Genomic DNA, 16512 nt, shown 5'->3' on the forward strand with positions numbered 1-16512 from the left:
ATGATGTCAACTCAAGTTTTAAAATATTTTAAGATTATTTTTCAACTAATACTTCTTCATTCATTTCAACTGATTCAGTTAAATCCTTTACAAGATCTACTTTACGGTATCTGTTCATACCAGTACCAGCTGGAACCAACTTACCTATAATAACATTCTCTTTTAATCCTAGCAACTCATCACGTTTTCCTTTAATCGCAGCGTCTGTCAATACACGCGTTGTTTCTTGGAATGATGCAGCAGAAAGGAATGAGTCTGTTTCTAATGATGCTTTTGTAATACCTAGTAATAATGGGCGCGCAGTAGCTGGTTGTTTACCTGCAAATAAAGCTTCTTTATTCGCTTCAGTAAACTGGTGTAGTTCTAATAATGTACCAGGTAGTAAAGTAGTCTCACCTGCATCCATTACACGAACTTTCTTCAGCATTTGACGTACCATTACCTCTACGTGCTTGTCACCAATTTCTACCCCTTGCATACGGTATACTTTTTGAACTTCACGTAATAAGTATTCTTGAACAGCATTTGTACCTTTTACTTTTAGAAGTTCTTTAGGATCAATTGAACCTTCAGTCATTACTTGACCGCGTTCAATCGCTTCACCTTCTTGAACTTTTAGTCTAGCGCCATAAGGAACTGGGTAGTTTCTTGATTCTACTGAGCCTTGAACAATAATTTCTTGTTTATCTTTAGCGTCAGTAGAAATTGAAATAATACCATCAATTTCAGAAATAACCGCTTGACCTTTAGGATTACGTGCTTCAAATAGCTCTTGAATACGAGGTAAACCTTGAGTAATATCGTCTCCTGCTACCCCACCTGTATGGAATGTACGCATCGTTAACTGTGTACCTGGTTCACCGATTGATTGTGCAGCAATAATACCTACTGCCTCACCAACTTCAACCTCAGCACCTGTAGCTAAGTTACGGCCATAACATTTTTTACATACTCCATGGTTAGTATTACATGTGAACGCAGAACGGATATTAACTTCTTCAATACCAGCATCGATAATTTCACGAGCTAAGTCTTCTGTAATTAAATCGTTCTCTTGAGCAAGTAATACACCTGTTTCTGGGTGGCGTATAGTTGAACGTAAATGACGACCAACTAAACGATCGTATAATCCCTCAATAATTTCGTTACCTTCTTTAATTGCTTTAACGTGTAATCCACGGTCAGTACCACAATCATCTTGACGAACGATTACATCTTGTGCAACGTCAACTAGACGACGAGTTAAGTAACCTGAATCGGCTGTTTTTAGTGCTGTATCGGCAAGACCTTTACGTGCACCGTGTGTAGAGATGAAGTATTCAAGTACCGTTAGACCTTCACGGAATGAAGATTTGATTGGTAACTCAATAATACGACCAGCCGGGTTGGCCATCAGACCACGCATACCAGCAAGCTGAGTAAAGTTTGATGCGTTACCACGGGCACCAGAGTCACTCATCATAAAGATTGGGTTGCGTTTATTTAGGGAAGCCATCAGTTTTCCTTGAATAACATCTTTCGCATCACTCCAAATTGCGATTACACGATCGTAACGCTCATCTTCTGTGATTAAACCACGGCGGAATTGTTTTAAAACTTTATCTACTTTTTCTTGAGCTTCAGCAATAATTAACTGCTTCTCTGGTAATACGATGATATCGGATACACCAACTGTAATACCAGCTTTAGTAGAGTGTCTAAACCCAAGATCCTTCATGCGGTCTAGCATTTTTGACGTTTCAGTAATTTTGAAACGTTTAAATACTTCAGCAATGATATTTCCAAGTATTTTCTTTTTGAAAGGAGCAATTTCTTCTCTACTTTCAATAATTTCTTTAATATTCGAACCTTTAGCTACAAAATACATCTGAGGAGTTTCTTTCTCAAGGTTACTCTGAGTAGGTTCATTAATATAAGGGAACGACGTAGGTAAGATTTCATTGAAGATTAACTTACCAACCGTTGTGATTAATAATGAATTTTTTTGTTCCTCAGTAAATGTTTCGTTATTTAATGAATTTGCTGCAACAGCAACACGAGAATGTAAATGTACATAACCATTTTGGTATGCAATTAACGCCTCATTGATATCTTTAAATACCATACCTTCACCGACAGCGCCTGCACGCTCAAGAGTTAAGTAATAGTTACCTAATACCATATCTTGAGATGGTGTAACTACTGGTTTACCATCTTTCGGGTTCAGGATGTTTTGTGCTGCAAGCATTAAAATACGAGCTTCCGCTTGTGCTTCACTTGATAACGGTACGTGAACAGCCATTTGGTCACCATCAAAATCGGCATTGTATGCAGTACATACAAGTGGATGTAGACGGATTGCACGGCCTTCTACTAATGTAGGTTCGAACGCTTGGATACCAAGTCTGTGTAGAGTTGGGGCACGGTTTAGTAACACCGGGTGCTCACGAATAACTGATTCTAATACATCCCAAATCTCAGGGTGTAAACGCTCAATTTTACGCTTTGCAGACTTAATGTTATGTGCTAAGCCACGCTCTACTAATTCTTTCATCACGAAAGGCTTGAATAATTCAATTGCCATTTCTTTTGGTAATCCACATTGATACATTTGTAAGTTAGGTCCTACAACGATAACCGAACGTCCAGAGTAGTCAACACGTTTACCAAGTAAGTTTTGACGGAAACGTCCTTGCTTACCTTTAAGCATGTGAGAAAGAGATTTTAATGGACGGTTACCTGGTCCAGTAACTGGACGACCACGACGACCATTGTCAATTAACGCATCAACTGCTTCTTGAAGCATACGTTTTTCGTTTTGTACGATGATGCTTGGTGCACCAAGGTCTAATAAACGTTTTAAACGGTTGTTACGGTTAATTACACGACGATATAAATCGTTTAAATCTGAAGTTGCAAAACGTCCACCATCTAATTGAACCATTGGTCGTAATTCAGGTGGGATTACTGGTAGCACATCTAAAATCATCCAAGAAGGCTCATTACCAGAGTTACGGAATGCTTCTAAAACTTCTAAACGTTTAATTGCTCTTGTACGACGTTGACCTTGAGCAGTTTTTAACTCTTCTTTTAATGAATCAACATCTTTTTCAAGATTAATATCGCTTAATAATTTTTTAATTGCTTCAGCACCCATAGATGCTTGGAAAGTTTGACCGTAACGCTCACGATAAGCACGGAACTCTTTCTCAGAAAGCAATTGTTTCTTTTCTAAAGGAGTATCTCCAGCTTCTGTTACTACGTAAGAAGCAAAGTAGATTACTTCTTCCAGAGCACGAGGGGACATGTCTAAAACAAGTCCCATTCGGCTTGGAATACCTTTGAAATACCAAATATGTGATACTGGTGCAGCTAATTCGATGTGACCCATACGCTCACGACGTACTTTTGCACGAGTTACTTCAACTCCACAACGATCACAAACTACACCTTTATAACGTACACGTTTATACTTTCCGCAATGACATTCCCAATCTTTCGTAGGACCGAAAATGCGTTCACAGAAAAGACCATCTTTTTCAGGTTTTAATGTACGGTAGTTAATTGTTTCAGGTTTTTTAATTTCCCCGTATGACCACGAGCGAATTTTGTCAGGCGATGCAAGTCCGATCTTCATATACTCGAAATTATTTACATCTATCAAGGGGCCTACCTCCCTTTCTGTCCTAAGGTTTTACCCTATATAATACTTATTCTTTTACGTATTCCATATCCATCGCTAAATGTTCTGAAGCTTGATCATCATCATCTTCAGTATCACGCATTTCGATTTCTTGATCTGTAGCAGACATCATTTTAACATCCATACCTAGAGATTGTAATTCTTTAATCAATACTTTGAATGATTCTGGAACACCTGGTTCTGGTACATTTTCACCTTTAACGATTGCTTCATATGTTTTCACACGGCCAACAACGTCATCAGATTTAACTGTTAAGATCTCTTGTAATGTATAAGCAGCACCGTATGCTTCAAGTGCCCAAACCTCCATCTCACCAAAACGCTGTCCACCAAATTGTGCTTTACCACCAAGTGGTTGTTGCGTAACAAGTGAGTATGGTCCTGTTGAACGAGCATGTAACTTATCGTCAACCATGTGTGCAAGTTTGATCATATACATGACACCTACAGAAACACGGTTATCGAAAGGCTCACCACTACGTCCATCATATAGTACAGTTTTTGCATCACGTGCCATACCAGCTTCTTCAATAGTTCCCCAAACATCTTCCTCACGCGCTCCGTCAAATACTGGAGAAGCAACATGAATACCAAGATATCTTGCAGCCATACCTAAGTGTAGCTCTAATACCTGACCGATGTTCATACGAGAAGGTACCCCTAATGGATTTAACATGATATCAACTGGCGTTCCATCAGGTAAGAATGGCATATCTTCTTCTGGTAAAATACGAGAGATAACCCCTTTATTACCATGTCGTCCAGCCATTTTATCCCCTTCAGAGATTTTACGTTTCTGAACGATATAAACACGAACAAGTTGGTTTACTCCTGGTGGTAATTCATCACCGTTTTCACGAGTGAATACTTTCACATCAAGGATAATCCCGCCTCCACCGTGTGGAACACGTAATGATGTATCACGAACTTCACGAGCTTTTTCACCGAAGATTGCGTGTAATAGACGTTCTTCAGCAGTTAATTCAGTAACCCCTTTAGGCGTTACTTTACCTACTAGTAAATCTCCATCTTTTACTTCTGCACCAATTCGGATAATTCCACGCTCATCAAGATTTTTAAGTGCATCTTCACCAACGTTTGGAATATCACGAGTGATTTCTTCAGGTCCTAATTTTGTATCACGAGCTTCTGATTCATATTCTTCAATATGAACTGAAGTGTAAACATCTTCTTTAACTAGACGACGACTCATAATGATCGCATCCTCGTAGTTGTAACCATCCCATGTCATGAACGCTACTAATACGTTACGTCCTAGAGCTAATTCACCTTTTTCCATTGAAGGTCCATCTGCAAGAATTTCGCCTCTTACTACTTCGTCACCAACACTTACGATTGGGCGTTGGTTATAACAAGTACCTTGGTTAGAACGCACGAATTTTAACATACGATATTTATCAAGGTCACCTTTAACTTTTTGTCCATCTACTTCTAAGTAGCGACGTACCCAAACTTCTTTCGCTTCAACACGTTCAACGATACCTGGGTGTTTACAAATTACTGCAGCACCTGAGTCTTTTGCTGAAACGTATTCCATACCTGTACCTACGATTGGAGATTCAGGGTTTAATAATGGTACTGCTTGACGTTGCATGTTCGCTCCCATTAGGGCACGGTTCGAGTCATCATTCTCTAAGAAAGGAATACATGCTGTCGCAGCTGATACTACTTGTTTAGGAGATACATCCATGTAGTCAATACGTTCACGTTTAACAACAGTGTTGTCTCCACGGAAACGAGCAACTACATCTTCATCTAAGAAACTACCATCTTCGCCTAAACGAGCATTCGCTTGGGCAACTACGTATAAATCTTCTTCATCAGCAGTTAAATAGTCAATTTTATCTGTTAGACGACCTGTTTCAGGGTCTACACGACGATACGGAGTTTCAATGAAACCAAATTGATTTACTTTTGCATAAGAAGAAAGTGAGTTAATTAATCCGATGTTTGGTCCCTCAGGCGTTTCAATCGGACACATACGACCATAGTGAGAGTAATGAACGTCACGTACTTCAAACCCTGCACGTTCACGTGTTAAACCACCTGGTCCAAGTGCTGATAGTCTTCGTTTATGAGTTAATTCAGCAAGTGGATTTGTTTGGTCCATGAATTGAGATAACTGTGAACTACCAAAGAATTCTTTAATTGAAGCAATTACAGGGCGAATATTAATTAATGCCTGTGGAGTAACTGCGTTTGTATCTTGAATTGACATACGTTCACGTACTACACGTTCCATACGAGATAGACCGATACGGAATTGGTTTTGAAGTAATTCACCAACTGAACGTAAACGACGATTTCCTAAATGGTCAATATCGTCAGTGTCACCTACGTTATGTAGCAGGTTAAAGAAGTAAGAAATTGAAGAGATAATGTCCGCAGGTGAAATATTTTTCACACTTTTGCTTACATTTGCATTTCCAATAACTTGAATAACTTGTTCACCATCTTCTACAGGAGCGTAAATTTTAATAGATTGTAAAGTAATCTCATCTTCTAATACGCCAGCAGCAGGGTGAGCAACTTTTTCACCGATATTCTTTTCTAAGAATGGAATAATACGGTCTAACGTACGGCGATCAAGAGTTGTCCCTTTTTCTACAATAATTTCACCAGTTTCTGGATCCACTAATGTTTCTGCAATACGTTGGTTAAATAGTCTATTTTTAATGTGTAATTTTTTATTTATTTTGTAGCGTCCAACGCTAGCTAAGTCATAACGCTTCGGATCAAAGAAGCGAGTAATTAATAGGTTTTTAGCGTTTTCTACTGTAGGTGGTTCACCTGGACGTAATCTTTCATAGATTTCAAGAAGCGCTTTTTCAGTGCTATCTGTGTTATCTTTTTCAAGAGTATTACGTAGGTATTCATTTTCGCCTAATAAGTCTAGAATCTCTTGGTCTGTACCAAACCCAAGCGAACGTAGTAGTACCGTTACAGGTAATTTTCTTGTACGGTCAATACGTACATAAACTACATCCTTCGCGTCCGTTTCGTACTCTAGCCAAGCACCGCGGTTCGGAATAACTGTAGCCGTATAACCTTTTTTACCATTTTTGTCGATCTTTCCACTATAGTACACACTTGGAGAACGTACTAATTGTGAAACGATTACACGTTCAGCACCATTAATAATGAATGTGCCCGTGTCCGTCATCAGCGGGAAATCCCCCATGAAAACGTCTTGCTCCTTAACTTCGCCAGTTTCCTTATTTAATAGGCGAACTTTCACTCGAAGTGGAGCAGCGTAGTTTACGTCACGCTCTTTCGATTCTTCTACAACATACTTCGGCTCACCTAAACTGTAATCAATGAACTCTAATGATAGATTACCTGTGAAATCCTCAATTGGTGAAATGTCTTGGAACATTTCTCTCAAACCTTCATCTAAGAACCATTGGTAAGATGCTGTTTGAATTTCAATTAAGTTAGGTAACTCTAAAACTTCACTGATACGAGCATAACTTCTGCGTTGGCGGTGTCGTCCATATTGAACTAGTTGACCTGTCAACATATTCACCCCTTAAATAAGAGTATTTAAAACAAAAAAATAGTAACAAATAAGCAGAAAACATCCCTTACTTGTTAAACAAAAAATAAAATGGTTTCAAAATGAAAACCATTTATTAAACTCAACGACAGTCATTTTACTATCATTTCCAAAGAATATAGAAATATACCCACTTTCAAAAAATCATTTTTGAAAATAAATATATATTGGCATTTAATAATACTATCACAAGCAAAAATTACAGTCAATCTTTTTTACTTTTTATGATATAATACCCTTTATCTTTTTTTACTACCTCAACCTCGTCGAAAGTTTCTTTTAATAAATCAAGAGCAGATGGCGCTCCTTGCTTCTTTTTTATAACTACCCAAAGCTCTCCACCAGGGAGTAGTTTATCATAGGCACTTTTTAAAATCTCATGAACAACACTTTTCCCGGCACGAATTGGCGGATTTGTTAAAATAGCAGCATATTCACCAGTAACATTTTCATAGATGCTACTTTCATAGATTTTCACATTATCTATTTTATTTACATCTGCATTTTCTTTTGCTAATTCGATCGCTCTTAAATTCACATCAACCATTTCCACCGTTCGACTAGAATCATCTTTTGCGATTGATAATCCTATTGGACCGTATCCACATCCAACGTCTAAAATATTACCTTCAACTTTTGGAAATGTGAACGTGTTAATTAAAACACGGGATCCAAAATCAACTTCATTCCTAGAAAAAACACCTGAATCAGATTGGAACTTCAAATCATTCCCTCTCAGAGTAAATGAAAATACCTTTTTATCAGTTTTACTATTCGGTTGATTTGTAAAATAATGATCTGCCATTTAAAATCCTTCTTCCATATATATATACTTATCAACAGTCTTTCCAAAAGTAATCCCATATGTACAAAAAAAGCTCGCATAAATGCGAGCTTTTCTAAAAACTTTTAGAAATTACTTAACTTCTACGTTAGCGCCAACTTCTTCAAGTTTAGCTTTCATTTCTTCAGCTTCTTCTTTGCTGATTCCTTCTTTAATTGCTTTAGGAGTGTTGTCAACTAATTCTTTAGCTTCTTTTAATCCTAAACCAGTTAATTCACGAACAACTTTGATTACTTTGATTTTTTGGTCGCCAGGGCTAGCTAATACTAAATCAAATTCAGTTTGCTCAGCAGCAGCTTCAACAGCTCCACCAGCCATTACCATAGGAGCAGCAGCAGTTACGCCGAACTCTTCTTCGATTGCTTTTACTAAGTCATTTAATTCTAATACAGTCATGTTTTTAACTGCTTCAATGATTTGTTCTTTAGTCATTGTTAATTTCCTCCTTGTTTATACCTTTAAATTATATATTTTAAGCGATCTTGGCATTAAGCGCCTTGTTCTTCTTTTTGTTCTGCAACTGCTTTAGTTGCAAGAGCGAAGTTGCGGATTGGTGCTTGTAGCACGCTAAGCAACATAGAAAGTAAACCTTCGCGAGATGGAAGTTCAGCAAGAGCTTTAACTTCTTCAACAGTAGCAACGTTTCCTTCGATTACACCAGCTTTAATTTCTAAAGCTTCGTGTTTTTTAGCGAAATCGTTGATTACTTTAGCAGGAGCAATTACATCCTCCGTACTAAACGCGATTGCGTTTGGACCAGTTAATGATTCGTTTAAACCAGCTAAGCCAGCCTCTTCAGCAGCACGACGAGTTAAAGTGTTTTTGTAAACTTTGAACTCAACGCCAGCTTCACGTAATTGCTTACGTAATTCAGTTACTTCAGCAACATTTAAACCACGGTAGTCAACAACAATTGTTGATTTACTATCACGTAATTTAGCAGCTACTTCAGATACAACTTGTTTTTTAGCTTCTAATACTGCGCTCATTTATTACACCTCCTGTGGATTTTTGTGTGTATACCGCAAAAGTGTAACCATAGCAAAACCTCCACGAACTTTTTTAAAAAAAGACATGGAGGTTGTATATGCACGAATTTATCAGTTATACACCTCGGTAGGATATTAAGCATAAGCACCTACTGTCTACGGTAGTCTATTTAATTAGCAAGACAATCTCCATTATAGAGAGTTCTTGTCGAATTGTCAACTTTGTTTTTTATCTTAGAAACTAGCTGGATCTACTTTGATACCAGGGCCCATAGTTGAAGTGATTGCTACGTTCTTCATGTATGTTCCTTTAGCAGCAGCAGGTTTAACTTTAACCATAGTTTCAAAGATTGTTGTAAAGTTTTCTACTAACTTTTCGTTTTCGAAAGATACTTTACCGATTGGTACGTGAATGTTACCAGCTTTATCAACACGGTATTCAACTTTACCAGCTTTGATTTCGTTAACAGCTTTAGTTACGTCAAATGTAACTGTACCTGTTTTCGGGTTTGGCATTAAACCTTTAGGTCCTAATACACGTCCTAATTTACCAACTTCAGCCATCATGTCTGGAGTTGCTACTACTACATCAAAATCGAACCAACCTTGTTGGATTTTGTTAATCATGTCAGCATCGCCTACGAAATCAGCACCAGCAGCTTCAGCTTCTTTAGCTTTTTCACCTTTAGCGAATACTAATACACGTTGTACTTTACCAGTACCGTGTGGAAGAACTACTGCACCACGAATTTGTTGGTCAGCTTTCTTTGGATCTACTCCTAAACGGAATGCTACTTCAACTGTTGCATCAAAGTTAACAGTTGTAGTCTTTTTAACAAGTTCAACAGCTTCATTTACTGCGTAAACAGCTGTACGATCTACTAATTTAATAGCTTCTTGGTATTTTTTACCTTTGTTAGCCATGTTTTATTCCTCCTAATGTGGTTTTAACGGATTTTCCTCCCACGAATAAAGGTTGCGATAAAACACATCAAATGATGTTCGCAACCTCCTCAATCACACCTTATTGAAGATGGGATTAGTCTTCAATAACGATACCCATACTACGTGCAGTACCTTCTACCATACGCATAGCAGCTTCAACAGAAGCAGCATTTAAGTCAGGCATTTTTTGTTCAGCAATCTCACGCACTTTATCGCGTTTAACTGTTGCTACTTTTTTACGATTTGGTTCACCAGAACCAGACTCAATACCAGCCGCTACTTTAAGAAGTACTGCAGCAGGAGGAGTTTTCGTAATAAATGTAAACGAACGATCTTCGAATACAGTGATTTCAACAGGAATAATTAGACCAGCTTGGTCAGCTGTACGAGCGTTGAACTCTTTACAGAATCCCATGATGTTAACACCTGCTTGTCCTAGTGCAGGACCAACTGGTGGTGCTGGGTTTGCTTTCCCTGCAGGAATTTGCAATTTTACCATTTTAATTACTTTTTTAGCCACGAGACACACCTCCTTAAGTCCGTGATGTGGTAACGGGTTTTTACACCCTCCCACTCATATCGTTTTGCATTTACATGCATATTCTTATACAGAAGTTAATACCATCTTTTCGATGCATATTGACCTTTAAAAGTCTAACATTTTCAAAATAAAAATGCAAGGTCTTGTATTATAATTTTTCAATAAGATGTAAATCCAGTTCTACCGGTGTTTCTTTATTAAAGAATTCTACTAACACAGTCACTTTTTTCTTTTCGAAGTCAATTTCTTTAATTGATCCAGTATAATTCGCAAATGGACCTTCTTTTAATCGAACAACTTCATTTACATCTAAATCAAAATCAATTGTTTGTTCATCTAGACCCATATGTTTTAGAATATGAGTAATTTCTTCTTCTAAAAGTGGGGTTGGTTTTGAACCAGATCCTGCCGAGCCAACGAAACCAGTTACTCCCGGTGTATTTCGAACTACATACCAAGAATCGTCAGTCATCACTAGTTCAACTAACACATAACCAGGAAACACTTTACGTTTCGTTACTTTTTCTTTACCGTTCTTCATTTCTACTTCTGATTCTTCTGGAACTATTACACGGAAAATTTTATCCTGCATTCCCATTGTTTCTACACGTTTTTCTAAATTCGCTTTTACTTTATTCTCATATCCTGAGTAAGTATGAACTACATACCATCTTTTTTCCATGTTAGAGGACTACTTGTCCTTCCCTCCCCGGTCAACTTTCTTTGCAAATTAAAAAACCCGTCACCGGGCTTTTTTTTAAACATTATCACTCATTATAGCACAATTAGTTTTAACTTATTCAAGAATAAGTCGAATTAGTTTAGAAAGTCCTGTGTCAATTACAGCGAAGAATACTACAAAGAACAAAACTGTAGCTAATACTGTAACTGTTGAATTAACTAATTCTTTACGTTTAGGCCATGAAACTTTTTTCATTTCACTTTTTACTTCGCGAAAAAACTTACCGATACGACCCACAGATGCAACCCCCATATATACTAGTTTAGAGATTTACGAAACGTCCGCCTTGTCCAAAAATTAGTGCATGATCTTTAGTTTATAAATAGAATAAGGACATTCGCAATTATCATTTATCTTACTTCATTTATTTTGTTTCTTTATGTGTTGTATGCTCATTGCATGTTTTACAAAACTTTTTCATCTCCAAACGTTCTACAGAAGAGGAATTCTTCATTGTGGAGTAATTTCTATTATTGCAATTAGCGCACGACAGGACAACTTTTTTTCTCATGGTGACACCAACCTAATTCATCTATAATTATCCATCTAGAATGTACCATGTGAAATATAAACTGTCAAATTCATTTCTAAACCCTTGTATTCCTATATATTATTATGAATTACAAAGGAATTTATTTGATCTAATTAAACTGATAGTTCTCTGATTTCCATATATCTTTCAAGCTTTCTTTTCACTCTCTGTAAAGCATTATCAATTGATTTTACATGTCTGTTTAACTCTTCTGATATTTCTTGGTAAGATCGACCATCTAAATAGAGTGATAATACTTTTCTTTCTAAATCGCTTAATAATTCAGACATTTTAAGCTCTATGTCCACATTTTCTTCTTGATTGATAACAAGTTCCTCTGGATCCATGTTTTTTGTTTCTGTTAAAACATCCAGTAATGTACGATCAGATTCCTCATCATAAATAGGCTTGTCCAATGAAACATATGAATTTAATGGGATGTGCTTTTGCCTAGTTGCTGTTTTAATTGCTGTAATAATTTGTCTTGTAATGCATAATTCTGCAAACGCCTTGAATGAAGATAGTTTGTCTTCTTTGTAATCACGAATTGCTTTGTATAATCCAATCATACCTTCTTGAATGATGTCTTCACGGTCAGCTCCTATTAGGAAATAAGACCTAGATTTTGCTTTAACGAAATTTCGGTACTTTTGAATTAAAAATGTTAGTGCCTCTTGATCACCTTCTCGAACATACTCGAGAATTACTTCATCTTCTAAAGGGCCATACTCTATCATTAGCTTCAATTCCTGTTCAACGTTCAAAATTAGCACCTCCGACCAAACAATTTAATTAAATTATACAGCACAAAGAAGAAGGAAACAATAAGTCATCGTTCCCCTCTTCGCCATTTTTCTAAAATTTCTGTTTGTTTCGAATTTAAAGTCTTACTAATCGTCAGTCTTTGATCAGGTATTTCACTAATTCGACTACTTATCATTTTTTTATTTTGAGTAACCGATCGATAAAGTTCCATTGCAGGTATACGAAGTGCACCTTGTCCAAATATTTGCCATTGCTCAGTAAAGTCAGATGTCGCAACATAAATATGATGGTTAACATGACGAAGCTCAATTGCAAGTTTTTCAATTTTTTCATCAGCCGTTTGGTTTTTCCGAGTAAAAATTACTTCGACCTTGGAATTCTTGTCGACCTTTTCGATTCCATTTACAAAATGAGCATCAAATACAACAATTATATACATCCCTGTGTATGCCTTATACTCAGCAAGTTGAGTAATTAGATAATCACGTGATTTATCAAAGTCAATTTCTCGAAGTTTTCTAAGATTCGGCCAAGCTCCAATCATGTTATAACCATCTACAATAAGAATCTCTTTCTTTTTATGATCCAAGCGGGTGTCTCTTACGATGTATTTCATACATTAATAGACTAGCCGCAACAGACGCATTTAAAGATGTAACTTTACCGACCATTGGTAACTTAATTAGGAAATCACATTTTTCCTTTAAGATCCTGCTCATGCCTTTACCTTCGCTACCAATAATTAACCCAAGAGAAATTTGGCCATCCATGTTTCGATAGTCATCAGCACCTTTTGCATCTGTACCAAAAATCCAAACTCCTCTTTCTTTTAATTCATCTATAGTTCTTGCTAAGTTCGTTACTCTTGCTACTGGAATGTATTCAATTGCTCCAGTAGAGGCCTTAGCAACCGCTGAAGTTAAACCTACCGCTCTTCTCTTTGGAATAATGATTCCATGAGCACCAACTGCATCTGCAGTTCTCATAATCGAGCCTAAATTATGAGGGTCTTCAATTTCATCAAGAATTAAGAAGAACGGTTGTTCATTTCGACTACTAGCCACTTCAAACAAATCATCAATTTCCACATATTCATATGCAGCTACTTGCGCTACTACCCCTTGGTGGTTACCTTTAACCATTCCATCTAATTTCTTGTTTGGTGCTGTTTGAACGATCACTTTGTTTTGGTTAGCTAATTCTAAAAGTTTATGGATTTGACCTTTATTTGCTCCTTCGCTAACCCAAATTTTATTTATATCACGACCTGAACGTATTGCTTCCATAACTGGATTACGTCCAATAATAAATTCTTCTGACATATTATGCTCCTTTATCATTCTCAATAAATTGAATCGCAAATTGTACAATTGTATTGAGTCTATCTTCATTTTTTAATAAATAATGGTACCCAATTAACGCTTCCATTGCGGTTGCGTATCGATATGTTTGTACATCCGTATTTTTTGGTACAGTTCCTGACTTTGCATTCCGGCCCCTTTTAACAACTGCAACTTCTTCATCTGACAATATCTCAGTAAAAAGCATTTCTCTAATTACTTTAGCTTGTCCTTTCGCAGAAACAAATCTTGTTGCTGCACGGTGAAGTTGATTAGGTCTTACTGTTCCTTTTTCAAGGAGGTGATGACGTATATAAATTTCATATACAGCATCACCTATATAAGCAAGTGCTAAACTGTTTAGTTGTTTAGCATCAATATTTTGGTTACTTTCAATCATGAAGTTATCCTCTTTTCCAGCGAATACCTTGCGGAGTATCTTCAATGATTATATTCATTTCTTTTAATTGGTCACGAATTTGGTCCGCTAATGCAAAATCACGATTTTTACGTGCGTCTGTACGTTTTTGAATTAATGCTTCGATTTCATCATCTAACATTGCTTCTTCTTTGACTAGTGTAATGCCTAGTACATTTGATAATTCATCAAATGTTGCAACTAATTGATTTAATACATTCGTAGAAGTATGTGTCTCTAGTAAATATTGATTTGCCAATTTAGCTAATTGATATAAAACAGAAATCGCATTAGCTGTATTAAAGTCATCATCCATTACTTTTGTGAAGACGGCTTTTTCATCTTCTATTTCTTTCAACCACTTATTGTCATCTTCAGTTAAATTAGTACTGCTTTCTAAACGATGCTTACTATTTTGATAAGCCGTTTTAATACGTTCATAACCATTTCTTGCTTCTTGTAAAAGTTCTTCGCTATAGTTAATTGGGTGACGATAATGCACAGATAACATGAAGAAACGTAATAGCATAGGATCAACGATTTTAATAATGTCATGTACTAATACAAAGTTACCTAATGACTTAGACATTTTTTCATTGTCAATATTGATGTATCCATTGTGCATCCAATAGTTCGAAAAAGTTTTCCCACTTAATGCTTCTGACTGAGCGATCTCATTCTCATGATGTGGGAATGATAAGTCTTGACCGCCTGCATGAATATCAATTGTTTCTCCAAGATATTTCTTTGCCATTGCTGAGCATTCAATATGCCATCCTGGTCTACCTTTCCCCCATGGACTTACCCAGAATATTTCACCTGGTTTAGCTGCTTTCCATAGTGCAAAATCTAATGGATCTTCTTTCTTTTCGCCTACTTCAATTCTTTCACCAATTCGAAGGTCTTCAATTGATTGGTGTGAAAGTTTACCGTAACCATCAAATTCCTTTGTTTTGAAGTAAACATCACCTTCGGATTCATATGCATAACCTTTTTTTACTAGCTCATCGATAAACTCAATAATAATATCCATATTATCCATTACACGAGGATGATTCGTTGCTGTTTTGCAACCTAGTTCTTGAACATCTTCAAAATATGCATTAATAAAACGATCTGCTATAGTTGGGACATCTGAACCTAATTCATTTGCTGCTTTAATTAACTTATCATCAACATCAGTGAAATTTGATACATAGTTTACTTCGTATCCACGATATTCAAAATAGCGTCTTACTGTATCAAAAACAATAGCAGGTCTTGCATTACCAATGTGAATATAGTTATATACAGTAGGTCCACATACATACATTTTGACCTTACCTTCTTCTATCGGCTTAAAATCTTCTTTATTTCTTGTTAATGTATTATAAATTTGAATTGCCATCGTTTTACTTCCTTTCAGATATTCTCATTAAACTTCTTAGCTCTTCTAATTCCGCTTCTAGTTGTAGTAATCGATCTGCTACTGGGTCAGGTAGATCACAGTGATCAAATTGATTATTTACTCTAATTCCATCTTGAACAACTATCTTACCAGGTATACCAACAACCGTAGTATTATTTGGAACATCCTTTAGTACAACTGAATTTGCACCGATTTTTGCATTTTCTCCGATTGTGATTGATCCTAGAACTTTTGCTCCCGTAGCTACTAGTACCCCACTCAATAAAGTTGGATGTCGCTTACCTTTTTCCTTACCGGTTCCACCTAATGTTACTCCTTGATAAATCGTAACATCATCACCTATTTCACATGTTTCTCCAATTACAACTCCTGCTCCATGATCGATAAAAAATCGTCTACCAATTTTCGCCCCTGGGTGAATCTCGATTCCTGTTAAAAAACGAGCAAACTGTGAAATACTTCTTGCAATAAAGTGCCATTTTTTCCGATAGAAATAATGAGCAAATCGATAAAGCCATAATGCATGTAAACCAGCATACGTAAGAATAACTTCTAAATAGCTAGTAGCGGCTGGATCGCGTTCAAATATCGTCGCTACATCTTCCTTCATGTACTTTAGCATCTTCATTTCCCCTTAAAGAATTTATTAATAATTTTATTTTTTCTCTATAAAAAATAAAAAGCGTCCCAGTGTACATAAAATACACAGAGACGCTTTATGCGCGGTTC

General features: G+C 36.6%; 16 protein-coding genes and 2 other annotated features (1 of these 18 running past the window's edge). All 16 genes read right to left on the reverse strand.

Features of this window, described 5'->3' with window-relative positions; translation table 11 throughout:
- Positions 1–34 precede the first annotated feature (34 nt).
- The 16 genes from rpoC to cysE all read right to left on the reverse strand — a co-directional run bounded on the left by rpoC (position 35) and on the right by cysE (position 16405).
- The gene (gene rpoC, locus V5E38_RS20545) at positions 35–3643 is read right to left on the reverse strand and encodes a DNA-directed RNA polymerase subunit beta' (RefSeq protein WP_097978202.1); all 3609 of its coding nucleotides are present in this window, start codon (positions 3641–3643) and stop codon (positions 35–37) included.
- Positions 3644–3689: 46 nt separating this feature from the next.
- Positions 3690–7220: a DNA-directed RNA polymerase subunit beta gene (gene rpoB / locus V5E38_RS20550; RefSeq protein WP_335448720.1), complete on the reverse strand. Its 3531-nt coding sequence runs from the start codon at positions 7218–7220 to the stop codon at positions 3690–3692.
- A gap of 244 nt (positions 7221–7464) precedes the next feature.
- On the reverse strand, positions 7465–8064 hold the full coding sequence (locus tag V5E38_RS20555; protein WP_499211311.1) for a class I SAM-dependent methyltransferase: 600 nt from the start codon (positions 8062–8064) through the stop codon (positions 7465–7467).
- A 111-nt stretch (positions 8065–8175) separates the two neighbouring features.
- Positions 8176–8535, reverse strand: a complete 360-nt coding sequence (gene rplL, locus V5E38_RS20560) for a 50S ribosomal protein L7/L12 (RefSeq protein WP_097978205.1) — start codon at positions 8533–8535, stop codon at positions 8176–8178.
- 56 nt (positions 8536–8591) lie between these two features.
- Positions 8592–9092: a 50S ribosomal protein L10 gene (rplJ, locus tag V5E38_RS20565; protein ID WP_069033603.1), complete on the reverse strand. Its 501-nt coding sequence runs from the start codon at positions 9090–9092 to the stop codon at positions 8592–8594.
- A gap of 43 nt (positions 9093–9135) precedes the next feature.
- Positions 9136–9272, reverse strand: a sequence feature (ribosomal protein L10 leader region).
- A gap of 54 nt (positions 9273–9326) precedes the next feature.
- Entirely contained in the window at positions 9327–10016 is a 690-nt protein-coding gene (rplA, locus tag V5E38_RS20570) for a 50S ribosomal protein L1 (protein WP_056467376.1), read from the reverse strand.
- A gap of 115 nt (positions 10017–10131) precedes the next feature.
- Positions 10132–10557 carry a 50S ribosomal protein L11 gene (gene rplK / locus V5E38_RS20575; protein WP_056467373.1) on the reverse strand — a complete coding sequence of 142 codons (426 nt, stop codon included), beginning with the start codon at positions 10555–10557 and terminating at the stop codon, positions 10132–10134.
- 169 nt (positions 10558–10726) lie between these two features.
- Complete coding sequence (nusG, locus tag V5E38_RS20580) at positions 10727–11260, reverse strand: transcription termination/antitermination protein NusG (protein ID WP_097978206.1); 534 nt, start codon at positions 11258–11260, stop codon at positions 10727–10729.
- 114 nt (positions 11261–11374) lie between these two features.
- Positions 11375–11557 carry a preprotein translocase subunit SecE gene (secE, locus tag V5E38_RS20585; protein WP_056467367.1) on the reverse strand — a complete coding sequence of 61 codons (183 nt, stop codon included), beginning with the start codon at positions 11555–11557 and terminating at the stop codon, positions 11375–11377.
- 127 nt (positions 11558–11684) lie between these two features.
- Positions 11685–11831, reverse strand: coding sequence for a 50S ribosomal protein L33 (gene rpmG / locus V5E38_RS20590; RefSeq protein WP_082459366.1), 147 nt, complete (start codon positions 11829–11831; stop codon positions 11685–11687).
- 134 nt (positions 11832–11965) lie between these two features.
- The gene (gene sigH, locus V5E38_RS20595; RefSeq protein ID WP_056467364.1) at positions 11966–12616 is read right to left on the reverse strand and encodes an RNA polymerase sporulation sigma factor SigH; all 651 of its coding nucleotides are present in this window, start codon (positions 12614–12616) and stop codon (positions 11966–11968) included.
- A gap of 65 nt (positions 12617–12681) precedes the next feature.
- Positions 12682–13161 carry an NYN domain-containing protein gene (locus V5E38_RS20600; RefSeq protein WP_387332445.1) on the reverse strand — a complete coding sequence of 160 codons (480 nt, stop codon included), beginning with the start codon at positions 13159–13161 and terminating at the stop codon, positions 12682–12684.
- Positions 13162–13195: 34 nt separating this feature from the next.
- On the reverse strand, positions 13196–13939 hold the full coding sequence (rlmB, locus tag V5E38_RS20605; protein ID WP_097978208.1) for a 23S rRNA (guanosine(2251)-2'-O)-methyltransferase RlmB: 744 nt from the start codon (positions 13937–13939) through the stop codon (positions 13196–13198).
- Between the two features lies 1 nt (position 13940).
- Positions 13941–14357, reverse strand: a complete 417-nt coding sequence (locus tag V5E38_RS20610; RefSeq protein WP_499211312.1) for a Mini-ribonuclease 3 — start codon at positions 14355–14357, stop codon at positions 13941–13943.
- A gap of 4 nt (positions 14358–14361) precedes the next feature.
- Entirely contained in the window at positions 14362–15762 is a 1401-nt protein-coding gene (gene cysS, locus V5E38_RS20615) for a cysteine--tRNA ligase (RefSeq protein ID WP_499211313.1), read from the reverse strand.
- Between the two features lie 4 nt (positions 15763–15766).
- Positions 15767–16405, reverse strand: coding sequence for a serine O-acetyltransferase (cysE, locus tag V5E38_RS20620; RefSeq protein WP_097978211.1), 639 nt, complete (start codon positions 16403–16405; stop codon positions 15767–15769).
- A gap of 82 nt (positions 16406–16487) precedes the next feature.
- Positions 16488–16512 (reverse strand) — a binding site (T-box leader); it runs 195 nt beyond the window's last position.

The organism is Rossellomorea sp. GAMAL-10_SWC (assembly GCF_049568075.1).
Taxonomy (GTDB): Bacteria; Bacillota; Bacilli; order Bacillales; family Bacillaceae_G; genus Gottfriedia.

Coding starts and splice junctions, on each gene's coding strand:
- rpmG (WP_082459366.1), bottom strand. CDS start 11,831: ATGAGAAAAAAAGTTGTCCTGTCGTGCGCTAATTGCAATAATAGAAAT.
- cysS (WP_499211313.1), bottom strand. CDS start 15,762: ATGGCAATTCAAATTTATAATACATTAACAAGAAATAAAGAAGATTTT.
- rplJ (WP_069033603.1), bottom strand. CDS start 9,092: ATGAGCGCAGTATTAGAAGCTAAAAAACAAGTTGTATCTGAAGTAGCT.
- nusG (WP_097978206.1), bottom strand. CDS start 11,260: ATGGAAAAAAGATGGTATGTAGTTCATACTTACTCAGGATATGAGAAT.
- V5E38_RS20600 (WP_387332445.1), bottom strand. CDS start 13,161: ATGATTGGAGCTTGGCCGAATCTTAGAAAACTTCGAGAAATTGACTTT.
- V5E38_RS20610 (WP_499211312.1), bottom strand. CDS start 14,357: ATGATTGAAAGTAACCAAAATATTGATGCTAAACAACTAAACAGTTTA.
- cysE (WP_097978211.1), bottom strand. CDS start 16,405: ATGCTAAAGTACATGAAGGAAGATGTAGCGACGATATTTGAACGCGAT.
- rplA (WP_056467376.1), bottom strand. CDS start 10,016: ATGGCTAACAAAGGTAAAAAATACCAAGAAGCTATTAAATTAGTAGAT.
- rlmB (WP_097978208.1), bottom strand. CDS start 13,939: ATGTCAGAAGAATTTATTATTGGACGTAATCCAGTTATGGAAGCAATA.
- rplL (WP_097978205.1), bottom strand. CDS start 8,535: ATGACTAAAGAACAAATCATTGAAGCAGTTAAAAACATGACTGTATTA.
- V5E38_RS20555 (WP_499211311.1), bottom strand. CDS start 8,064: ATGGCAGATCATTATTTTACAAATCAACCGAATAGTAAAACTGATAAA.